Annotated in this window: 18 protein-coding genes; 4 read left to right on the top strand and 14 right to left on the bottom strand. The window is 33.5% G+C overall.

The window, feature by feature from the left end; all coding sequences use genetic code 11:
• Window positions 1-141: 141 nt before the first annotated feature.
• The 5 genes from KO515_RS08810 to KO515_RS08790 all read right to left on the bottom strand — a co-directional run bounded on the left by KO515_RS08810 (window position 142) and on the right by KO515_RS08790 (window position 6,623).
• Window positions 142-348, bottom strand: a complete 207-nt coding sequence (locus tag KO515_RS08810; protein ID WP_215936000.1) for a YgaP family membrane protein — start codon at window positions 346-348, stop codon at window positions 142-144.
• 18 nt (window positions 349-366) lie between these two features.
• Window positions 367-672 carry a hypothetical protein gene (locus KO515_RS08805; RefSeq protein ID WP_215935999.1) on the bottom strand — a complete coding sequence of 102 codons (306 nt, stop codon included), beginning with the start codon at window positions 670-672 and terminating at the stop codon, window positions 367-369.
• A gap of 91 nt (window positions 673-763) precedes the next feature.
• Window positions 764-3,958 (bottom strand): efflux RND transporter permease subunit, encoded by a 3,195-nt coding sequence (locus KO515_RS08800; RefSeq protein WP_215935998.1) that lies wholly within the window; start codon window positions 3,956-3,958, stop codon window positions 764-766.
• Window positions 3,959-4,157: 199 nt separating this feature from the next.
• Window positions 4,158-5,234 (bottom strand): efflux RND transporter periplasmic adaptor subunit, encoded by a 1,077-nt coding sequence (locus KO515_RS08795; RefSeq protein ID WP_215935997.1) that lies wholly within the window; start codon window positions 5,232-5,234, stop codon window positions 4,158-4,160.
• Window positions 5,235-5,312: 78 nt separating this feature from the next.
• On the bottom strand, window positions 5,313-6,623 hold the full coding sequence (locus KO515_RS08790; RefSeq protein ID WP_215935996.1) for a TolC family protein: 1,311 nt from the start codon (window positions 6,621-6,623) through the stop codon (window positions 5,313-5,315).
• A 413-nt stretch (window positions 6,624-7,036) separates the two neighbouring features.
• Here KO515_RS08790 and KO515_RS08785 point away from each other — a divergent pair, with 413 nt between their 5' ends.
• The 4 genes from KO515_RS08785 (at window position 7,037) to nadB (ending at window position 11,862) form a co-directional block, all read left to right on the top strand.
• Window positions 7,037-8,434, top strand: a complete 1,398-nt coding sequence (locus KO515_RS08785; RefSeq protein WP_215935995.1) for a nicotinate phosphoribosyltransferase — start codon at window positions 7,037-7,039, stop codon at window positions 8,432-8,434.
• 26 nt (window positions 8,435-8,460) lie between these two features.
• Complete coding sequence (pncA, locus tag KO515_RS08780; protein WP_215935994.1) at window positions 8,461-9,066, top strand: bifunctional nicotinamidase/pyrazinamidase; 606 nt, start codon at window positions 8,461-8,463, stop codon at window positions 9,064-9,066.
• A gap of 206 nt (window positions 9,067-9,272) precedes the next feature.
• Window positions 9,273-10,268, top strand: coding sequence for a quinolinate synthase NadA (gene nadA / locus KO515_RS08775; protein ID WP_215935993.1), 996 nt, complete (start codon window positions 9,273-9,275; stop codon window positions 10,266-10,268).
• A 10-nt stretch (window positions 10,269-10,278) separates the two neighbouring features.
• Window positions 10,279-11,862: an L-aspartate oxidase gene (nadB, locus tag KO515_RS08770; RefSeq protein WP_252723822.1), complete on the top strand. Its 1,584-nt coding sequence runs from the start codon at window positions 10,279-10,281 to the stop codon at window positions 11,860-11,862.
• Between the two features lie 79 nt (window positions 11,863-11,941).
• On the opposite strand, the gene KO515_RS18875 is transcribed toward nadB, so the two are convergent.
• From KO515_RS18875 to KO515_RS08730, 9 genes are all read right to left on the bottom strand, one after another.
• Entirely contained in the window at window positions 11,942-12,076 is a 135-nt protein-coding gene (locus KO515_RS18875; RefSeq protein WP_256371294.1) for a hypothetical protein, read from the bottom strand.
• Between the two features lie 152 nt (window positions 12,077-12,228).
• Window positions 12,229-13,686, bottom strand: a complete 1,458-nt coding sequence (locus KO515_RS08765) for an NAD(P)/FAD-dependent oxidoreductase (RefSeq protein ID WP_215935992.1) — start codon at window positions 13,684-13,686, stop codon at window positions 12,229-12,231.
• Window positions 13,687-13,760: 74 nt separating this feature from the next.
• On the bottom strand, window positions 13,761-14,069 hold the full coding sequence (locus KO515_RS08760; protein ID WP_215935991.1) for a hypothetical protein: 309 nt from the start codon (window positions 14,067-14,069) through the stop codon (window positions 13,761-13,763).
• 15 nt (window positions 14,070-14,084) lie between these two features.
• Entirely contained in the window at window positions 14,085-15,158 is a 1,074-nt protein-coding gene (gene cydB, locus KO515_RS08755) for a cytochrome d ubiquinol oxidase subunit II (RefSeq protein ID WP_215935990.1), read from the bottom strand.
• Between the two features lie 2 nt (window positions 15,159-15,160).
• A complete protein-coding gene (locus KO515_RS08750) occupies window positions 15,161-16,492 on the bottom strand; it encodes a cytochrome ubiquinol oxidase subunit I (RefSeq protein WP_215935989.1) in 1,332 nt (443 codons plus the stop codon).
• Window positions 16,493-16,604: 112 nt separating this feature from the next.
• Window positions 16,605-17,210 (bottom strand): class I SAM-dependent methyltransferase, encoded by a 606-nt coding sequence (locus KO515_RS08745; protein WP_215935988.1) that lies wholly within the window; start codon window positions 17,208-17,210, stop codon window positions 16,605-16,607.
• Between the two features lie 6 nt (window positions 17,211-17,216).
• Entirely contained in the window at window positions 17,217-17,669 is a 453-nt protein-coding gene (locus KO515_RS08740; RefSeq protein ID WP_252723821.1) for a methyltransferase family protein, read from the bottom strand.
• Between the two features lie 20 nt (window positions 17,670-17,689).
• Entirely contained in the window at window positions 17,690-19,033 is a 1,344-nt protein-coding gene (locus KO515_RS08735) for an MBL fold metallo-hydrolase (protein ID WP_215935987.1), read from the bottom strand.
• A gap of 137 nt (window positions 19,034-19,170) precedes the next feature.
• Window positions 19,171-19,896, bottom strand: a complete 726-nt coding sequence (locus tag KO515_RS08730; RefSeq protein WP_215935986.1) for a peroxiredoxin — start codon at window positions 19,894-19,896, stop codon at window positions 19,171-19,173.
• Window positions 19,897-20,271 lie beyond the last annotated feature (375 nt).

Genomic DNA, 20,271 nt, shown 5'->3' with positions numbered 1-20,271 from the left:
CGTTTTTTATGAATAATCACGCAGCACTGGAAATTATATTTTTAGATTCTACGTTAAAACAATAAAAAGAATAAACTTCCTGTCCTTAAAATTTCTAAAGAATCAAATGCATTGAAACGACTGCTTTTAAGTTTCGGTACTTTAAACAGAACAGCTTCCACCCTCTTTTTTAACTCCTAGTTTTACAAGAATTGTTTCTAACAAACACCATTTTGTAAAAGCAGACTGAATTAAATTCACACCAATAAATACAGTGAACCACATCCAATTAGGACTTACGTATACAGAAAGCACAACGCTTAATAATACCATGACACCAACAATAACTCTAAAATATGTATTTAACATTTTAATTAATTTTTAAATTTATATAAATCTTTCAATAGGAACCACAACCGCTTTTATAGGGTTATTCGTTTCTAAGTTTTCATTAAATTCTTTTATCGCTTCGAATAAAGCATCGATATGTTCATCATCTGTAAACGAAAAGAACATGCTAGATTCGTTGCCTCCTTTTTCCACAGGAAACCAATTTGAAGTCATTAATAAAGACGAACCATTTTTATGTCCATCAATTTCTGAACTACTAAAATTTTCTATATCTGCTTTTTTGAATAGTTTTAAAACCTCCTTTTGATATTGCTCAACTGCTGTAACTATGACTAATTTCATTTGTTTCTATTTTTCTTGTCCGTTCGAGCGCAGTCGAGAACTATTTAAAATTCTCAAAGCAACAGGTCTCGACTGCGCTCGACCAGACATATTACTTATAATTTTTCTTCTCTATCATATAATACACTAATGGCACAACCAATAATGTTAACACCGTTGACACTATTGTTCCTCCCATTAATGAAATTGCTAATCCTTGGAAAATGGGGTCAAACAGAATCACAAAGGCTCCAATTACAACGGTTCCTGCCGTCAGTAAAATAGGCGTTGTTCTTACAGCTCCAGCTTCAATCGCAGCTTGTTTTAATGGTACGCCTTCAGCTGTTCTTAAATTGATAAAATCAATCAGTAATACAGAGTTTCTTACCATGATTCCTGCTAAAGCAATCATACCAATAAAAGATGTTGCTGTAAAAAATGCTCCCATTATCCAGTGTCCAAGAATAATTCCGATTAAAGACAACGGAATTGCTACCATCATTACCACAGGTGCTTTAAAGTTTTGAAACCATCCAACAATTAATATGTAAATCAATATAATAGCACCTAAAAAGGCAATCCCTAAATCTCTAAATACTTCTAATGTAATTTGCCATTCGCCATCCCATTTTACGGTATAATCATCTTCAAATTCTGGTTGACCTAAGTACATTTCGTTCATCTCAAAACCTTGTGGTAATGGAATCTCTTTCAACTTTTTTTCTATTCCTAAAATAGCATAAGCAGGACTCTCTAATTCGCCAGCCATATCAGCCATTACATAAACCACACGTTTTTGATTCTTGTGGTAAATACTTTTTGCTGCTGTAGTTTGAGAAATATTAACCAAATCTGAAATCGGTACCATATTCCCCATTTTAGATTTTACTTTTAATTGTGAAATATCAGTAATAGTGGATTTTTCTTTTTCATCTAACGCTAATACCAAACCTATTTGGTTTACTGCATCTTCATCATATAAATTAGAAATTGCTCTATTAGACAAGGCCATATTCATGGTATAAGCAATTTGCTGTGGCGCAACACCATATAACATCGCTTTTTCTTTATTGATGTCGAATTGATATTCGGTTTGGTCATCTTCAACCATCCAATCGATATCAACCACATCATCAGTATTTTTTAATATATCTTGAACGTGGTTTGCAACCTTGATTTGCTCTTCATAATCAGGCCCATAAACTTCGGCAACAATGGTTGACATTACTGGTGGTCCTGGCGGCACTTCTACCAACTTCACATTCGCATTATATTTTGCTGCTATTTTCTGAATATCTGGACGCAATAATTTCGCAATATCATGACTTTGTGCAGAACGGTCTTCTTTGGCCAATAAATTTACTTGAATATCTGCCATGTTACTTCCGCCACGTAAATCATAATGACGCACTAAACCATTAAATGTAATTGGTGCAGACGTCCCAACATAGTTTTGATAATTGACAACTTCTGGTCTGTTAGATAAATATTGAGAAATCTCTTGAGCTACAACTCCTGTTCTTTCTAAAGTTGTGCCTTCAGGCATATCAATGACCACTTGGAATTCATTCTTGTTATCAAAAGGTAACATTTTTACTGCTACCGAGTTTGTAAAAAACAATACCATGGTTCCCATTAACACGGCGAACGTTCCTAATAAAAACAACCAACGTTTGCCTTTACTTTCTAAAAGTGGTCTTTCAAACTTGTTGTAAATTCTATAAATAAGAGTATCCTCTACCGCTTTTTCAGGTTTCTCTTCTGCTCCTTTTTTATCTTTTTCTCTTAAGAAAATATACCCTAAATATGGTGTGATTGTTAAGGCTACAAATAAAGATAATATCATGGCAATAGACGCTCCAATTGGCATTGGTGCCATATATGGTCCCATTAATCCAGAAACAAATGCCATTGGTAATACTGAAGCTATTACAGTAAACGTTGCTAAAATCGTTGGGTTACCAACTTCGTTAATTGCATATAATGCCGCTTGTTTAAATGGCAAGCGCTTCATTTTAAAATGCCTGTGCATATTTTCAGCAATAATAATTGAGTCATCGACGACAATACCTGTTACAAATACCAATGCGAAAAGCGTGATTCGGTTGAGTGTATAATCCATCATATAGTAACTCAACAACGTTAACGCAAACGTAATTGGTACTGATAAAAACACAACCAATCCACCTCGCCAACCCATAGCTAACATCACAACAATCGTCACTGCGAAGATTGAACCTATCAAGTGTAACAATAATTCTGACACTTTATGAGACGCTGTTTCTCCGTAGTTTCTTGTGATTTCTACGTGAACATCATCAGGAATTAAAGTACTACGTAAATGGTCTACTTTATCAATAATGACTTCTGCGATTTTCATCGCATCTGCACCTTTTCGTTTAGCAACAGAAATAGTAACTGCAGAATATTCAGATTTATATTCAGCTGATTTTTCGCCTCCTTTTCCAAAACCTAAACTCACATAATTTTGTGGCACTTCCGGACCATCAATAATCTTAGCGACTTGTTTTAAATAAATGGGCTGATTTTGTTGTACACCAACCACTAAATTTTCAACATCGGTTACAGATGCTAAGAATTTACCAGTATTCACCAAAAATTCAGTATCACCTTTATCAAAACTTCCAGCACTTAATTGACTGTTATTAGCCTTAATCATTTCAGAAACCGACAAGAAATCTAAGCCACTCGCAGCCAATTTATCCTTATCTAAAACCACACGTAACTGACGGTCTCTTCCTCCTATTTTATGCGTAATTGCTACATCATTTACCTTTTTAATTTCGGCTTCTAACTCTTGAGCCATTTGGTTTAATTGATAATCGTCATAATTCTCACTCCACAACGTTAAACCTAACATTGGTACATCATCAATCGCTCTAGTTTTCACTAATGGAAACGTAACACCAGCTGGCATTTGGTCCATGTGTTTATTGATTTCGTTGTACATTTTTACAAACGAACGCTCAATATCTTCGCCAACATAAAACTGAACAATCACCATACCTTGTTCTTTCATAGACGTAGAATACACGTATTCCACACCTTTGATATTAGAAATTAATTGCTCTAATGGCTTAATCACTCGCGATTCTACTTCCGTAGGACTTGCTCCAGGATAACCAACGAAAATGTCTGCCATTGGCACATCAATTTGTGGTTCCTCTTCACGTGGAATTAAAAATGAACTATATACACCTACCACCATAAACACAATCATTAACAACACGGTTAACTTAGATTGCATAAAGACTTTGGCGATTTTTCCTGCGATTCCTTCTTTCATAATTGGCCCCTTTTAATTTCCCCAAAGGGGAAAAACTGTTACGGGTTATTTTTTAGTTATTATTATTTTTTAGCCCCCTTTAATTCCCCAAAGGAGAAAACTATTGCGGGATAAACTGAAAACTGTTACTTTGACTGCTTTCTCTTATTTGTGTTATTCTTTAATTTTACTTAGACCCAATCCTGAAAACTGCGACTGTTTACTGAACACTGATTTTAGCACCATTGTAAAGTTTTCCTTCAGCTGAAACGATATAAGCTTCGTCTGCATTTAAACCAGATAAAACTTCTACTTGGTCTCCAAAAGTTCTACCTAAACGCAACCAACGTAATAATGCTGTATTACTTTGGCTTACCGTATACACACCCGATAATTGTCCGTTAGTTATAATAGCTGCTGTTGGTACTAAAACCATTTCTGATTTAGCTTTACGTTCTACAGGAAATTGAACTGTTGTAAACATGCCAGATAAGATTTTCGCATCTGTTTTATCTAAATTTATTTTCACTAAATATTGACCTCCAGTATTTTTTGCAGATGTACTAACTTCAGTCACCTTTCCTTTAATGGTTTGGTTAATAGATTTTACCAAAACATCAACTGTAGTCCCTTTTTTAATTTCTGAAATTTCAGATTCTGGTACCATTGCCATCACTTCAAAATGTCCTGGTGTTTCAATACTTATTAATGGTGCTCCTGGATTTGCCATATTACCAGCTTCCACATTTTTACTTGTAATTGTTCCACTAAATGGTGCTGTAATATTACTGTATGTAAATTGTGCGTTGATTTCGTTTTTCATTTGATTGGCAGACTCCAATCGTGCTTTTGCCATTTCAAAATTTGCCGTCATATCATCCATCTCTTTCTGTGATGCACTTTGCTCTGCAAATAAGTTTTTAAAACGGTTGTAATCTTTTTGTGCGCTATTAAAAGCAGCTGTTGCTTCTGTGATTCCGGCATTGACTTGTGCGCGTTTGGCTTGTAAATCGGCATTATTGATAGACACTAATAATTGTCCTTTACGTACTTTATCTCCAACATTAACATGTACTTTATTAACGTAACCCATCATTCTTGTGCTTAAATCTGCACTATTTGAAGCTTGAATTTTTCCGCTTACGGATAAAAACGGACTGTTTCCATTAGCTTCAACCTGACTGGTTTTTACAGCAATTGCTGGGGTGTTATCTACGGCGGCTTTTTGATCTTCACTGCCACAACTCGCAAATAACAAGGCTAATGAAAATGTTAGGATTGTATATGTTTTTTTCATTTTATGATTTGTTTATTAATTAGGTTTCGACTGCGCTCAACCAGACAAAAGTTTGTCATCTCGAGCGCAGTCGAGAGGTTATTCTTTAGTTAAAAATTGTAAGTAAGCTTGTGCGTAATTGTATTCGAAAATAGTTTGGTAATACTCTAATTGTTTTTGCGCAAATTGAGTTTCAGCAATTAGTAAATCCGATGTTTTTTCTAAACCTTCTTTAAATCTATTGGTTCTAATTCTTAAAGATTCTTCGGATTGCTCTAAAGCTAAACTGTTTAATTTTAATTTATTTTCTGCATCAATAAAAGCGCGTTTCGCTTTGTTTAATTCTAAATTACTTTGTGAGACATATTGTTTGTATTCTAATTTCGACTTTTCAAATTCCGATTTACTTTTTTGTGCTTTCCCAAAACGTTTAGAGCCTTGAAAAATATCCCAACTTAATTGTGCGCCAAATAAATACCCACTGGCATCGGCTTGAAAAATTTGATCATCATATAATTCATAACTCCCAAAAGCATTTAACCGTGGTAAAAAAGCCATTTTATCAGCTTTATTCATCGCTTCATATGCGTTTGAAGCTAATTGCATCGCTTTTATATCCGAACGATTTTCTGAAATACTTTTATCCTCTAATCCAAAAGTTGAAACCGTTAAATCATCTGTTGGTGTATACACCACATAGCTTTCGTCATTCATTAAAAACGACAAATAATTTGAGGCATTTTGCACATTGCTTTTAGCTGATTGTAATTGATTTTGAACTTCAGTAACGCGTACTTCAACATTCAACACATCAGAACGTTGCAAACACCCTTGTTTTAAACTGTTGTCCGCTAACTTCTTATTCGCATTTGCAGCTTCTAAAGCGGTTTCTAAAACATCTACTGCTTTATAAGCCAACTGTAATTGCATGTAAGCTTTTTCAACCTCAAACGCTAAATAATCTTGTGTACGTTCCGTCTTTAAAGACATCGCTTCCATTTTAGATTTAGCTGCTTTTCGTTGAAACATACCATCAACATTAATTAATGGTTGCTGAATTTCGAATTTTGTCGCATAGTTTTCAATCTGAGATGGATCGTTTAATAAGGCTGGATTGAAATCATTTGCTGTTAAAATTTCTTGATTCAATTTAGAACCAAATGCCATCAACGGATTTGTAGTTGCCATTGCTGTATGACTCGCCGTTATGTTTGGCAAAAACACTGCATTGGTTTGTCTAAAATCTGCTTTGGCTTGATTAAAATCTTCCTCAGAAATCTTAATGCTCGTATTGTTTTCTGAAACTTTAGTTAAGACTTCTGTTTTAGATATGGCCACCTTTTCTTGTGCGTGTATATTGTAATTGGCAAACAACACTAAAAGTATGACCGTAAACGTTATTCTTTTCATATTTAAAATATTTCTAGTACAAAAATAAAGCGATAAAAAACGTTGGTTGGTAACCAATGTTACCTAACAAAAAAAGCATTCACTTTAAAATGAATGCTTTTTTACTAACCAACCAAAAACTGATAACCACATCAGTTAACTATATTAAATCCTTTATAATTATATATGGCTTGCTATCATACTGTTATTATAAAGTTTAAAACTCTAATTATTCATGCAAAACATATACTCGCTATAACGTTACAAAATTAACTTATTAAGCAGCATCACTTAGTAACATTTGTTACTTTACAGAAAACGCAAAATGATTTCATATTTTCGAATAAACATCAAACTATAAGTTTAGTACTTTCTCGTTCTTAGAGTGGTAAAATATCCTTAATTTTATTCACTTTATTTTTCAAAAACTTCTTATGAATATTACAGCAGCTTACACCGATCTCTATCAAATTACAATGGCCCAAGTTTATTTTGGAACGAAACCCGATGGACGCGCTGTATTTGATTATTATTTTAGGCATAATCCTTTTGAAGGTGGTTATTCCATTTTTGCTGGCTTAGAAGATGTTTTGGAAATTCTTGAAACCTTAGAATTCTCTTCATCTGATATTTCATATTTAAAACAAAAGGGCTTTAAAAATGATTTTTTAGACTATTTAAAGAATTTTAGATTTAAAGGAAATATTTATTCTACTAACGAAGGCGATGTTGTATTTCCAAACAGACCAATATTACAGGTAGAAGCGAATATTATGGAAGCCCAAATTATAGAGACGCTTTTATTAAATATTTTGAATTTTCAGACCCTAATTGCAACAAAGGCTAGTAGAATAAAATATAGTGCTAAAAATGGTATTTTGTTAGATATGGGTTTACGTCGTGCGCATGCCACAGGTGGTTATTATGCTTCAAGAGCTGCCGCTATTGGTGGTTTTGATAGTACCAGTAATGTAAAGGCTGCCGAAGATTATGATATTCCTTCTACAGGCACAATGGCGCACTCTTTTATTCAAAGTTACGAAGATGAATTACAAGCATTTAGAGATTTTGCTAAAATGCGACCAAAAAATTGTGTGCTATTAATTGACACCTATAACACCTTAAAAAGTGGACTTCCTAATGCTATTACTGTGGCTAAAGAAATGGAAGAGCGCGGTGATAAACTATTGGGTATTCGTTTAGATAGTGGTGATTTGGCCTATTTATCTAAAAAAACACGTGTATTATTAGATGAAGCCAATTTAAAAGATGTAAAAATTGTAGTTTCTAATCAACTTGATGAATACGTTATTAAAAGTTTGAAAGAACAAGGTGCACCGATTGATATTTATGGGGTTGGTACTAATTTAGTGACCGGAAAACCAGACGCTTCTTTGGATGGAGTTTATAAATTATCAGAATATAATAATACACCAAGAATTAAACTTTCCGAAAATATTATTAAAACATCACTTCCTTTTAAAAAGCAAGTCTACCGCATGCTAGATGACAATAACATGTTTTATGGTGCGGATGCGATAACCATTTCTTCTGAAGATCAGGTTGCACTTATGGAACACCCTTTTGATACGACTAAGAGTTTAGAACTTAATTCCTATAAGCACGAACCGCTACTGAAACAGGTGATGAAAGACGGCAAAAGAATAATTTCACCTAGAACGGTAACTGAAATTGCAGAGTATTCTCAATCGCGATTAAAGCAACTACCTGATGAATATAAACGTTTTCAGAATCCGCATATTTATAAAATCGGATTGAGTTCGCAACTTAAAAAAGAACGCGATATTTTAATTAATAAGCATAAATACTAGATTGTATATTAACAAAATTTCTATTGATGAAAACCTTACTTATTATTGATGTTCAGAACGATTTTATGCCAAGTGGCTCGCTACCTGTTGCTCATGGAGATCAAATAGTGCCAGTCATTAATTCAATTCAAAATAAATTTGATTTGGTATTAGCCACTCAAGATTGGCATCCAAAAGATCATATAAGTTTTGCAAGTAATCATAACGGAAAATCTAATTTTGATGTCATAGAATTACATGGTCAACCACAAACCTTATGGCCAGATCATTGTGTGCAAGGCACGGAAGGTGCAGCATTTCATCCGGATTTAAATACTGAAAAATTTGAAGCTATTTTTAGAAAAGGAACCGTCATAACTATTGATAGCTATAGTGCTTTTTTTGACAATGGCCATTTAAAATCTACTGGATTAGCAGGATATCTGAAAGAGAAAGGTACTACAGAATTATTTTTATGTGGTTTAGCCGCAGATATTTGTGTTTACTTTTCAATTATTGATGCTTATAATGAAGGGTTTAACTGCACTTTTATTGAAGACGCTTCTAAAGCCTTAGATAATGAAGCGTTTGAAAAACTTAAGAACCACATGACTAAAAAGGGAATCAAAATCATGACTTCAGAATCACTATAATCACAATACCATTAGAATATTACGCACTAAAAAGCATTCATCTTAAAATGAATGCTTCTTACATATCTACCAAAAAATACAATATTAGAAAGGTCGTAAAAAATTCAAGTTTTTATATGTTTTTTATCATGTTTTAGAAAAAAGCTAGCTCCTACTTTTGCAAAACATAGGCCTTATTTTCAAAAACGTATTGAACTTAAATAGAAATGACACCACTAGAATCCGCTAAAATAAACCTAAACAAAAAAGGCTATTTAGATATTGAAACGCTTGATGTTGATTACGTAACAGAAATTAATCGTTTAAAAAAAGAGAAAAACGCCATACTCTTAGCGCATTATTATCAAATAGATGAGATACAAGCTATTGCTGATTTTGTTGGTGATAGTTTAGCATTAGCGCAACAGGCTGCTAAAACAGATGCAGACATGATTATTTTTGCAGGTGTACATTTCATGGCCGAAACTGCTAAAATTTTAAATCCAACAAAGAAAGTTGTGTTGCCAGATTTATTAGCAGGTTGCTCCTTAGCTGATTCTTGTCCACCTGATAAATTTTCAGAATTTAAAAAACAGCATCCAGACCATTTAGTCGTGACTTACATTAATTGTTCGGCCGAAGTAAAAGCTTTGAGTGATTATGTATGTACGTCCTCCAACGCTAGAAAAATCATTGATTCTATTCCAAAAGACCAACCTATTATTTTTGCACCAGACAGAAATTTGGGCGCTTATTTAAATAAAGAAACAGGAAGAAACATGCTGCTTTGGAATGGCGCCTGTATTGTTCATGAAGCGTTTTCGATGGAAAAATTAATTAACCTATGTAAAGCACATCCCGATGCAGAGTTAATTGCGCACCCAGAATCGGAAGCGCATCTTCTTAGAGTAGCTAAATATATTGGTTCTACAGCGGGATTATTAAACCATGTAAAAAACAGTCCTAAAACTAAATTTATTGTCGCTACTGAAGCCGGAATTCTATTTCAGATGATGCAAGAAAACCCGAATAAGCAAATCATCCCTGCACCTGCAAAAGAAGATAACACTTGTGCTTGTAGCGAATGTGCTTATATGAAAATGAATACCTTAAAAAAACTGTATTTGTGTATAAAGTACGAGTTGCCCAACATTGAAGTGGATGCCGAATTAGCAAAAAAAGCGATTGTTCCTATTGAAAGAATGTTAGAGCTTTCGAAATAAATATGTCCAGATGGTAAGTGAACAAAAAATAATACAATCCGATTTTTTAGTTATTGGCTCAGGGGTTTCAGGCTTAACTTTTGCTTTAAAAATAGCGATTCAATATAAAGATTCAAAAGTCATAATTATTACCAAAGACGAAAAAACAGAATCAAATACGAAATACGCGCAAGGCGGCATAGCAACCGTTTATGACAAAACCGTAGATAGTTTTGAACAGCATATACAAGACACGTTGGTTGCAGGCGATGGTATGTGTGATGAAAAAGTGGTACGGATGGTAGTAAAACATGCTCCAGAACGTTTGCAAGAATTAATTGATTGGGGTACAAAATTTGATAAAAATGATGAAGGGGACTACGATCTAGGTCGTGAAGGTGGACATTCGCAAAACCGCATTTTACATCATACTGATGTTACTGGTGCAGAAATTGAACGGGCTTTAATTGCCCAAGTGAATGCACAACCGAATATTGAATTCCTAGAGCATCACTATGCCATTGATTTCATTACAGAGCATCAAACTAAAAAGACAAAGACCAAGCGAAACTCTAAGATATCGTGTTTTGGCGCTTATGTTTTAGATGAAAAAAAAGCGGTAGTCAAAACCTTTGTAAGCAAATTTACGATGCTGGCTTCTGGTGGCAGCGGACAAGTTTATGAAACCACCACTAATCCTAAAGTAGCAACTGGTGATGGTTTAGCCATGGCCTATAGAGCCAAAGCTGAAATTGCTGATGTAGAATTTATTCAATTTCATCCAACGGCATTGTATAATCCTGGCGAATATCCTGCGTTTTTAATTTCTGAAGCTGTAAGAGGTTTTGGTGCCAAATTAAGAACTATTGATGGGAAAGCATTTATGCATCATTATGATGATCGCGAAGAATTAGCGTCAAGAGATATTGTAGCAAGAGCCATTGATAATGAATTAAAAAAAAGTGGTTCGCCACATGTTTACTTAGACTGTACTCATTTAGATTTTAAAAAATTTAAAGCCCATTTCCCTAATATTACTGAGAAATGCGCTTCACTAGGTATTGATATTAGAACAGATTTTATTCCAGTTTTACCTGCTTCTCATTATATCTGTGGTGGAGTTACTGTGAGTAAAAATGCCAGAACATCGATCAAAAATTTATATGCTTGTGGTGAAGTTACTAGAACAGGATTACATGGTGGTAACCGATTAGCCTCAAATTCTTTATTGGAAGGTTTAGTCTATGCGCATCGTGCTTATTTACATGTCTATAAAAAGTATGATGACGTAAAAATGCCCAAAGGTATTCCGGAATGGAATGATAGTGGCGTGATTAAAAACATGGAACATATTTTAATTACACATGATAAAAATGAGGTTAAAACTATAATGAGTAATTATGTCGGTATTGTAAGATCTAACGAACGTTTATTGCGTGCCGAAAAACGCTTACGTGTCCTTCATAAAGATAACAAACGTCTTTATGACCACTCCGAATTATCAGCTGAACTCTGTGAATTACGCAACCTCATTATTACGGCTTATTTAATTACTAAATGTTCTAAAAAGCGAAAGCATAATTGTGGTGGATTTTATAATATGGATTTGGTTTGACAACAATTAGGATAAAAAAATAAGCACTCACTTAAACTGAATGCTTCTTACTAACCAACCAAAAAAACTGATAACCACATCAGTTAACTTTTCTTGTGCCACCATGTCCACCAGCGACAATAACCATTATTTTTATACTTAAAATTATAAATTTGAAAAACTGAAGAACTGGATTCATCATTCTAAATCGCATTCTTGGTGATATTCTTTTCATGATATTTTAATTTTTTATTACTATTTAAATGATGTTTATTCTTTCCTTATATTTAAAAGAACACCCCTAAAGTCCCCTCAAGGAGACACTACTCATATCTGATTACTCAAGACTTTTAATTTTATGACAACTCTGAATTCTAAATTGAAAAATCACTCCGGAATCAACCACCAAAACGGTCTCATTTTAGCTTTATAAATGAAAGCATAATGCAACATTAACTTAAGCCAATGACCCGCCAAACCAATAGCGCCAAATGTTTTTCCTAAATGTCTTCCGTGCGAATCTGGATATTTCTTAAAATCTGGAACAATAGGAAACGTTGTAATACTCACTCCACTGCCTTTCCAAAAACCAAATCCGGCTGAAGCAATACAAGCAGCGCCCATATTTCCTAAAGAGCCTTTATGATGAGATGATTCTTTACCATTTTTTATAGTATCAATTATATTATCAGCAACTAATTTTGCTGTAATACCAGATGGCATACCCGTTCTTGGCGGCGCAGGTGAAATATCTGTTCCGTTTTTACTTTTACGAGGTTTAGAAATGGCATGTGGTGGCGCAAATGCAATACCTGGTGCAAAAATGTTTTTATAACTTGGATTCTGATAGGTTTCTGGCCAATCTCTAACCGACCATTCTTCGTAGGGTTTTGATGTATAATCCGCATCAACTAACATAAATCCTTTAAACAACTTCTCTGTAATATCATTATCGTTTTTATCATAAGCTTTAAAACCATGACCTGAAAACGACGGAATTAACATCGCAAAATCATAAGATTCTGATTTATGTTCACCTTCAAGATTTTCGTAATGTGCTACTCCATCTTCAATCTTATTGACTCCAGCACCTAAAATCCATTTTATGTCTCTGTCTTCAAAAATCATCTCAATCATTTCATGAGATTTCATCGTTAAACTGCCATAGCTCATTAACATACCATCCATACCAAAATCTCCTAATTGGTATTCGTTAGAAATCCAAGTAACTTCAGCCATATCACGCACATTATGCTTGCGTAATTCTTGTTCTACATTTAAGATATACTCAAAAGCAGCTCCTTGGCAAGTAGATTTTGCATGACCTGTACCAATTAATATTTTAGCTTTTTTACCAGCTTTCATTTGCTCAATAACCGCTTTCAAACCCTCCCAAGCATGGTCTGCATGTGTATATGTACAAACAGAATAAGCTTTGTTTTTACCCGGAATTAAACCTTCAGTAGCTTCGAAATTAAGTTTTGGTCCTGTGGAATTGATTAAATAATCATAAGTTATTTTTTCTTGTTTTCCTTTTTCATCTCCTACTACATATTCTGATAAAACATAAGGTTTTGCTTCTGTACTATCGCCTTCAGGATGAAACGAAATTGCTTTAGCTTGTTTATAACCAATTCCTTTCTTTTTATATAATGGTGCTAATGGAAAATAAATTTTTTCTGATTTCATTCTTCCAATTCCAACCCAAATATTAGATGGAACCCACTGGTAATTACTATTAGGTGATACTACAACAACCTCGTGCTTTTTTGATAATTTTCTGCGTAAATGAGTTGCTGCAACGTGACCAGAAATACCTGCACCTAGAATAACAATTTTAGCCATGCCCTTAATTTTTATTAAAGGTAATTCGCTTTATACAACTAGAGCGTAACTTTGGTTACATAATGAATAGCGAACTATTTTCTTGACTCATCATTCATTTTTTTGTAAATCAATTTAACAAATACAAGTCCTAATACTCCACCTAAAGCCGAAACAAATAAGTTAATGATTAACCTTAATCTATCGAAATCACCATTATTCATTATAAACCAAGGGTCAAAACCTAAGCGACCGAAAGATTTAATGAGTAGAACACTACCAAAAACGCCAACTAAGGTATTTCCTTTTAAACCAAAGGAGAATTGTTTATAACACTTACCAAAAAGATTAGCTGAAACTATTCCTATTAGAATACTGATTAATGAAATTAATGTCCCTGTCATAATAGTGGCTTTAGACTAATGTCCATAATCCATATGATCAATTTTACCACTCATCAATCTTTTTTGAATAATGAAGTATACAAAAATTAGGATAAAGCCAATAATTCCCCAAATTAAGGCTACGGATAATCCATATTCTGATGCTGCAGTATTATAAATGGTTAAATGTTCATGCATATCGTTTACAGAAGGGAGTATAACTGGGAATAATGATGCAAGAGACGACGTAATTCCACCTACAATTATTAAGGTTGATAGTATAAAAGCATGCCTGTTATTTTTAATTTTATTTATAAAAAATAACCCAATGACTCCTGTTAAATAAATTAATGGAAATACTAATAAATATGGTTTATGACTAAAGTTATCTAAAGAGTTTGGATTTACTTTTTGCCAAACAATTAAAGAAAATATAGTAAGCACTGTAAGTGCAATATTCAATTTAAAAATGACACCTTTAAGCTTGCCATTTATAGATGAATTGGTTTTTAATATGACCCAATTAGCACCATGAATAGCCAAAGTAACAACCGATATCAAACCTATAATAATGGTAAACCAATCTATAACTCCAGGATGCTCCGCTAAAGGGCTAAAACTACTATCCCATAAGGGTAAGAAAAAATAATGACCTTCATGTACAGAAACTCCATTATCAACTCCTCCTAAGTTTACACCTCTTACTATATTGCCTAAAGCAATTCCAAAAAACAAGGCTAACAAAAGACTAGAAACACCAAAAGATTTATCCCAAATATCTTTCCACATTTGATACTTAAATTGCCCTCTAAATTCTAACCCAATAGCTCTAAAAACGATGAGCCATAAAACGATGATAAGTGGTAAATAAAATCCACTAAAGACAGAAGCATAAAATGTTGGAAATGCCATAAAAAGCATTCCTCCAGCAGCAACTAACCAAACTTCATTTGAATCCCAAAATAAACCTGCAGATTTTGTAATGACTTCTTTGTCTTTTTCTTTTTTAGCAAAAAACAGATGAATGATTCCCGCTCCAAAATCATAACCATCTAAAATAAAAAACACGGTTAAAACAAGTCCTATTGCTATATACCAAAATAGTTCCATAATTAATGTTTTTGAGGTGTTGGACCTTGGTTAATAGTTTTGCCGACCAAGGTTAAAAATAGTAGTCCGAGTAACATATATAAACCGACAAAGCCTAATAATGTAAATAAGGTATTACCAGAAGATACTGTAGGTGAAACTCCATCGCTTGTTCTTAGTAAACCATAAACCAGATAAGGTTGTCGTCCTAATTCTGCCGTGTACCAGCCTGTAATATTTGCTATGTAAGGAAACGGAACTAAGAACATAATCGTCCAGAGTAATGGTTTAATGTTGTACAGTTTATTCCGCCATAAAAAGAAAAGTGCCAATCCCATTACACCTATAAAAATGGTTCCTAAACCCACCATTATATGATAAGAATAATACAATGCAGGAATATTATCTGGCAATTCTTCGGTTTCAAATTGATCCATACCAGGAATTTGTCTATCCCATTCTTGATACGTTAAAAAGCTGAGTATATTAGGAACAGCAATTTTATTATCTAATTTTTTTTCAATCATATTAGGTTGACCAATCAATACAATTTCGGCTCCAGCTTCTTCGGTTTCAAAAATCCCTTCCATTGCTGCAAAGGTTCCTGGTTGATATTTGGCAACGTTTTTAGCATTCCAATCTCCTGTTGGAAAAGCAACTAATAGGCTTGAAATTAATCCGAATACGACACCTGTTTTTAAAAACAATCTCCCATATTCAGAATGTTTATCTCTTAAAATATAAAACGCACCTATACTTGCCATCACGAAAGCCGATGTTACAACAGAAGCCATTTGATTATGCAAGAAGGCTGGCAATAACCATGGATTAGTAAAAAGTTCTGAGAAGTTATCTAATACAAATTTTCCATTCTCTAAAATTTCATGACCTACAGGATTTTGCATCCATGCATTGGTAGCTAAAATAAACCACCCACTTGCCCACGACCCCAAAAACACCAGAAAACCAGTTAAAAAATGAAGCTTTTGCCCCATTAATTTTTCACCAAAAATAAAAAGAGCTAAAAATGAGGATTCTAAAAAGAAAGAAAACAGTCCTTCCATGGCCAAGGTCTGACCTATAATTCCACCTGTGAGCTCAGAGAACTTAGCCCAATTGGTACCAAATTGAAATTCCATTGGAATACCTGTAACAACACCCATGGTAAAATTAATCGCAAAGATTTTCATAAAAAACGTTGCGGCATTGTTGTACTTTTCAATTTGAGTTCTGAGATATTTCCACTTAAAATAGACTATCATTAAAGATAATCCCATGGTTAATTGTGGAAAAATGTAGTGAAATGTGATAGTAAATGCAAATTGCAATCTATCGTAGAATAGCATGTCTTCCATATCTATTTTTTATGTTATTCAAAGATACGAAGCCAATAACATCCTTGAGTAACTTTTGTCACAAAAAACTTAGATTTAGGTTCTTTGACTTAAAAAAATCCTATACCCACTATTATACTTTTACTCCAACAAATCGAATAACTTGCGCTTTTCCTTTATGATAATTCCCTTCTGAAAGTTCAATAGTCCTCTCTTCTAGCAACTTAAATTCTAATCCAGTAAGTTCTTGCTTTATTTCATCTATAGAAAATAGCATAGCTTCATTTTTAGGACCACCAGAATCATTTTCTAATTGCGCCTTTGCAAAAGCTTCAAAAACAACCTGTCCGCCAACTTTTAAAAATTGAAGTAAATGATGATGTGTTTTTTTACGAATCGCTATTGGAAAATGGACATAACACAAACCAATCACATCAAATTTTTCATCAGTTTGAAATTCCTGAACTCCTATAACTTCATAAGTAATATCTACCGCTTTCAGTTCTGCCAACTGCAAAGCTTTTTCTTTAGCTTTAACACTCATATCAAAAGCAGTAACGTTCCAACCTTTAGCGGCTGCATAAACTGCATTACGACCTTCTCCTTCGGCAGGTAAAAGCAATGTCCCTTTTTGCAACTTTTGTAATTGTTCTTTAAAAAATTGATTAGGCTCAGTACCATAAATAAATTCTTCTTGACCAAAACGGTCGTTCCAAAAATCTGTTGGATTGTTTTTCATAAACGATTAAATAAATCGGTTTGTATTTAGTTTGTAAGCTGAGTATTCCGTGAATTTTTTAGATAATAATTTCTCTTCATAATTTGATTTAAAATAAAACAATATCCATAATGCTATGAAAATTATAAATTTAAATAGGGATTCATCATATATAGCATAGCCTAAAGTTACAGTTAAAATACTGGTGTAAATAGGATGTTTAGCTATTGCATAAGCACCATGAGTGAGTAATTTACTATCTACGACAGGTGTTGGAAAGGGAGATAATTTAGTGTTTATTTGTAATAAAGCACTAATACCTAAAATCAGTCCTAAACCAGCTAAAATTAAAGCTGCATATCTAATCCACACTAAAAGGTTTATAACAATTATTTTAAGTGGAAATACATAGGCAACAAAAAGCAATAGCTGAAGGCCTACAAACACATAATTCATTTTTGATGGTTGACCTATTTTCAATGGGCGTCTCTCCTTTTTATTTATTGAAATTTAGTAACATCATCGCTTAAATCATAAACTACAGTGTCTTTAAGTTGACTAGAAATAATACTGCTACCAGCTGCACTTCTATATCCACCAGCACAATGCACTACGATGGGTTTGTTTGTAGGAATTTTATCTTCGGCATCTCTTAATTCGTGAAGCGGAATTGCTGTAGCGTCTTTAAATATTTTTCCTTTGGCTACTTCACTTTTGTTTCTTACATCAATAATAGTGTACTTATCTTGATGGTTTTCAAAATCATTGAAGTTAAGAACATCTGAGTCTTCAAAATTGGTTTCACCTAGGGTCATCATTCCTATTAATTGTTTTTCGTAACCAATTTTAGCGATTCGATGCAGCATTGTATCTCTGTCTTCAATAGATTTTATTACTAAATAAAACGCTTCATTAGGTTTTACAATTGAGCCTAACCATGTTTCAAATTTATCATCTTCAGTCTCTGCAATAAGATTAATACTCTTAGGTATGTGATTATTATCAAAATCCGCTTTACCTCTAGTATCTATAATTAAAGCACCATCATTAAAAAAATTACTAATCTGAAATTGAAATATGGGGACCGCAATACTCATTTGAAAATTCTCTGCTCCTTCTTTATTGATATCTACATTAAATCCAAAATAAGAGGGAATAAACGGTTGGTCTTTTAAAATATGATCTACAAATTCATCTTCTGTTAAATCTTTAAAAGCCCAATTTTCTTTTCGTTCTCTGCCTAAGGTACTCTGAGAATCAGTGCTCATATTTTTACCGCACAACGACCCAGCTCCATGGGCAGGATATACGACTGTAGCGTCCGGTAAATGATTGAATTTATGCTTAATAGTATGATACATGCTGATTGCTAATTCTTCGCGTTTAGCTTTCATGTTACCCGCTTTTTCTCTTAAATCTGGTCTACCAACATCCCCAATAAATAGCGTATCTCCCGAAAACATTGCATAATTATTATACTTATCTTCTGCAATAATGGTAATACTATCTGGCGAGTGCCCTGGTGAATTAATTGCAGAACATGTAATATCTCCTATTTTAACGGTATCTCCATCATCAAAAGACTCATGTATATAGTTAGCACCAACTAACTTGCTGACATAAATATTAGCTCCAGTCTCATTATGAATTTGTAAATGACTGCTTACAAAGTCGGCATGTGGATGCGTTTCAAAAACGGCGATTATTTTTGCGTTATGCTTTTCTGCTAATTGATAATAGGGCTTTGGATCCCGAGACGGGTCGATAATAGCCATTTCATTATTACTTATAACAGCATATGAATAATGCGCTAATGGCTTATCTTCAAATTGTATAATGTTCATGATTTTTATGCGTTTTAATTCCAGTTAAAAGATAACAGATTTCAGTCTCAACTAAAAATTAAGACCGAAATTTAGATTAGATTATTTTACTTATTAATTTACTTATACAAGAAAATTATCTTCACGCAAAAACGTATTTACTTCTTTAGGATTTCGTTCAACACTAGATCTTTATCAAGCTTCTTAGTACAGAAGAACCAGTCTTTACAATCTAAGTCTTCTGTAGAACTCATACGTTCTTCGGCTACACCACATGAACCTGCTGGAGACACAATAACATCATCACCAGGATTCCAATCTGCTGGAGTAGCTACGTTAAATTTGTCTGAAGTTTGCATTGCTATTAATGCTCTGTATAACTCATCAAAATTACGACCTAAGCTTAATGGATAATAAATAATAGCTCTTACAATTTCATTTGGATCTACAAAAAAGACAGCTCTAACGGCTTGTGTTTTGCTTTCTCCTGGTTGAATCATCCCGTATTTTTTGGCAACATCCATTGATATATCTTCAATTAATGGAAATTTAACTTCGATATTTTCCATTCCATTGAATTTAATTTTATCCTTAATAGTTCTTAACCAAGCGATATGGCTGTAAAGACCATCGATAGATAAACCAATAAGGCTACAATTTGCCTTTTCAAATTTTTCTTCTAAGTGTGCGAAGGTCATAAACTCTGATGTACACACTGGAGTAAAATCTGCTGGGTGACTAAATAATATGGACCATTTTCCTTTGTAATCTGAAGGATAGTTAATATCCCCTTGCGTGGTTACGGCTTTAAATTCTGGTGCTTTATCACCAATTCTTGGCATTGAAAATGTTTGCTCTTCTTTTATTGTTTCTGTAGTATTCATAATATTTTAGGTATTTAATTAATTTATAACAAATATAACTCACAATAGATTTTACCTATGTAACCTATGTTACTAAAACAAAACCATCACAGCCCTTTTCTGTTTTTAAGAACAAAAAAAAGAGGGTAGTTAATTATGGACTACCCTCTTCTTAAATATTTAATTTAGTTAAAAGTTACTATTCTAAATTATTATCTTCATTTATATGATCAGATCCTGCTTCTTTTTTTCCTTTTGACATGAAATTAATAAGAATACCTACTAAAGTTATACAGACTACTGCAAAGATTGCAATCATTACAACTCCATTTGTCCAACTATAAAATGCTATTGAAGAATTAATCATATAAATTATCTATTAAGTTATAAGTGTAA

The sequence above is a fragment of the Winogradskyella psychrotolerans genome, from assembly GCF_018860545.1.
Lineage (GTDB): Bacteria > Bacteroidota > Bacteroidia > Flavobacteriales > Flavobacteriaceae > Winogradskyella > Winogradskyella psychrotolerans_A.
The sequence above is the reverse complement of the archived record's forward strand: the minus strand, read 5'-3'. Positions and strand labels throughout refer to the sequence as shown.

What these genes read in the sequence shown, in the direction of transcription:
- KO515_RS08810 (WP_215936000.1), bottom strand. Translation starts at nt 348, where the DNA reads ATGTTAAATACATATTTTAGAGTTATTGTTGGTGTCATGGTATTATTA.
- KO515_RS08805 (WP_215935999.1), bottom strand. Translation starts at nt 672, where the DNA reads ATGAAATTAGTCATAGTTACAGCAGTTGAGCAATATCAAAAGGAGGTT.
- KO515_RS08800 (WP_215935998.1), bottom strand. Translation starts at nt 3,958, where the DNA reads ATGAAAGAAGGAATCGCAGGAAAAATCGCCAAAGTCTTTATGCAATCT.
- KO515_RS08795 (WP_215935997.1), bottom strand. Translation starts at nt 5,234, where the DNA reads ATGAAAAAAACATATACAATCCTAACATTTTCATTAGCCTTGTTATTT.
- KO515_RS08790 (WP_215935996.1), bottom strand. Translation starts at nt 6,623, where the DNA reads ATGAAAAGAATAACGTTTACGGTCATACTTTTAGTGTTGTTTGCCAAT.
- KO515_RS08785 (WP_215935995.1), top strand. Translation starts at nt 7,037, where the DNA reads ATGAATATTACAGCAGCTTACACCGATCTCTATCAAATTACAATGGCC.
- pncA (WP_215935994.1), top strand. Translation starts at nt 8,461, where the DNA reads ATGAAAACCTTACTTATTATTGATGTTCAGAACGATTTTATGCCAAGT.
- nadA (WP_215935993.1), top strand. Translation starts at nt 9,273, where the DNA reads ATGACACCACTAGAATCCGCTAAAATAAACCTAAACAAAAAAGGCTAT.
- nadB (WP_252723822.1), top strand. Translation starts at nt 10,279, where the DNA reads ATGGTAAGTGAACAAAAAATAATACAATCCGATTTTTTAGTTATTGGC.
- KO515_RS18875 (WP_256371294.1), bottom strand. Translation starts at nt 12,076, where the DNA reads ATGAAAAGAATATCACCAAGAATGCGATTTAGAATGATGAATCCAGTT.
- KO515_RS08765 (WP_215935992.1), bottom strand. Translation starts at nt 13,686, where the DNA reads ATGGCTAAAATTGTTATTCTAGGTGCAGGTATTTCTGGTCACGTTGCA.
- KO515_RS08760 (WP_215935991.1), bottom strand. Translation starts at nt 14,069, where the DNA reads ATGACAGGGACATTAATTTCATTAATCAGTATTCTAATAGGAATAGTT.
- cydB (WP_215935990.1), bottom strand. Translation starts at nt 15,158, where the DNA reads ATGGAACTATTTTGGTATATAGCAATAGGACTTGTTTTAACCGTGTTT.
- KO515_RS08750 (WP_215935989.1), bottom strand. Translation starts at nt 16,492, where the DNA reads ATGGAAGACATGCTATTCTACGATAGATTGCAATTTGCATTTACTATC.
- KO515_RS08745 (WP_215935988.1), bottom strand. Translation starts at nt 17,210, where the DNA reads ATGAAAAACAATCCAACAGATTTTTGGAACGACCGTTTTGGTCAAGAA.
- KO515_RS08735 (WP_215935987.1), bottom strand. Translation starts at nt 19,033, where the DNA reads ATGAACATTATACAATTTGAAGATAAGCCATTAGCGCATTATTCATAT.
- KO515_RS08730 (WP_215935986.1), bottom strand. Translation starts at nt 19,896, where the DNA reads ATGAATACTACAGAAACAATAAAAGAAGAGCAAACATTTTCAATGCCA.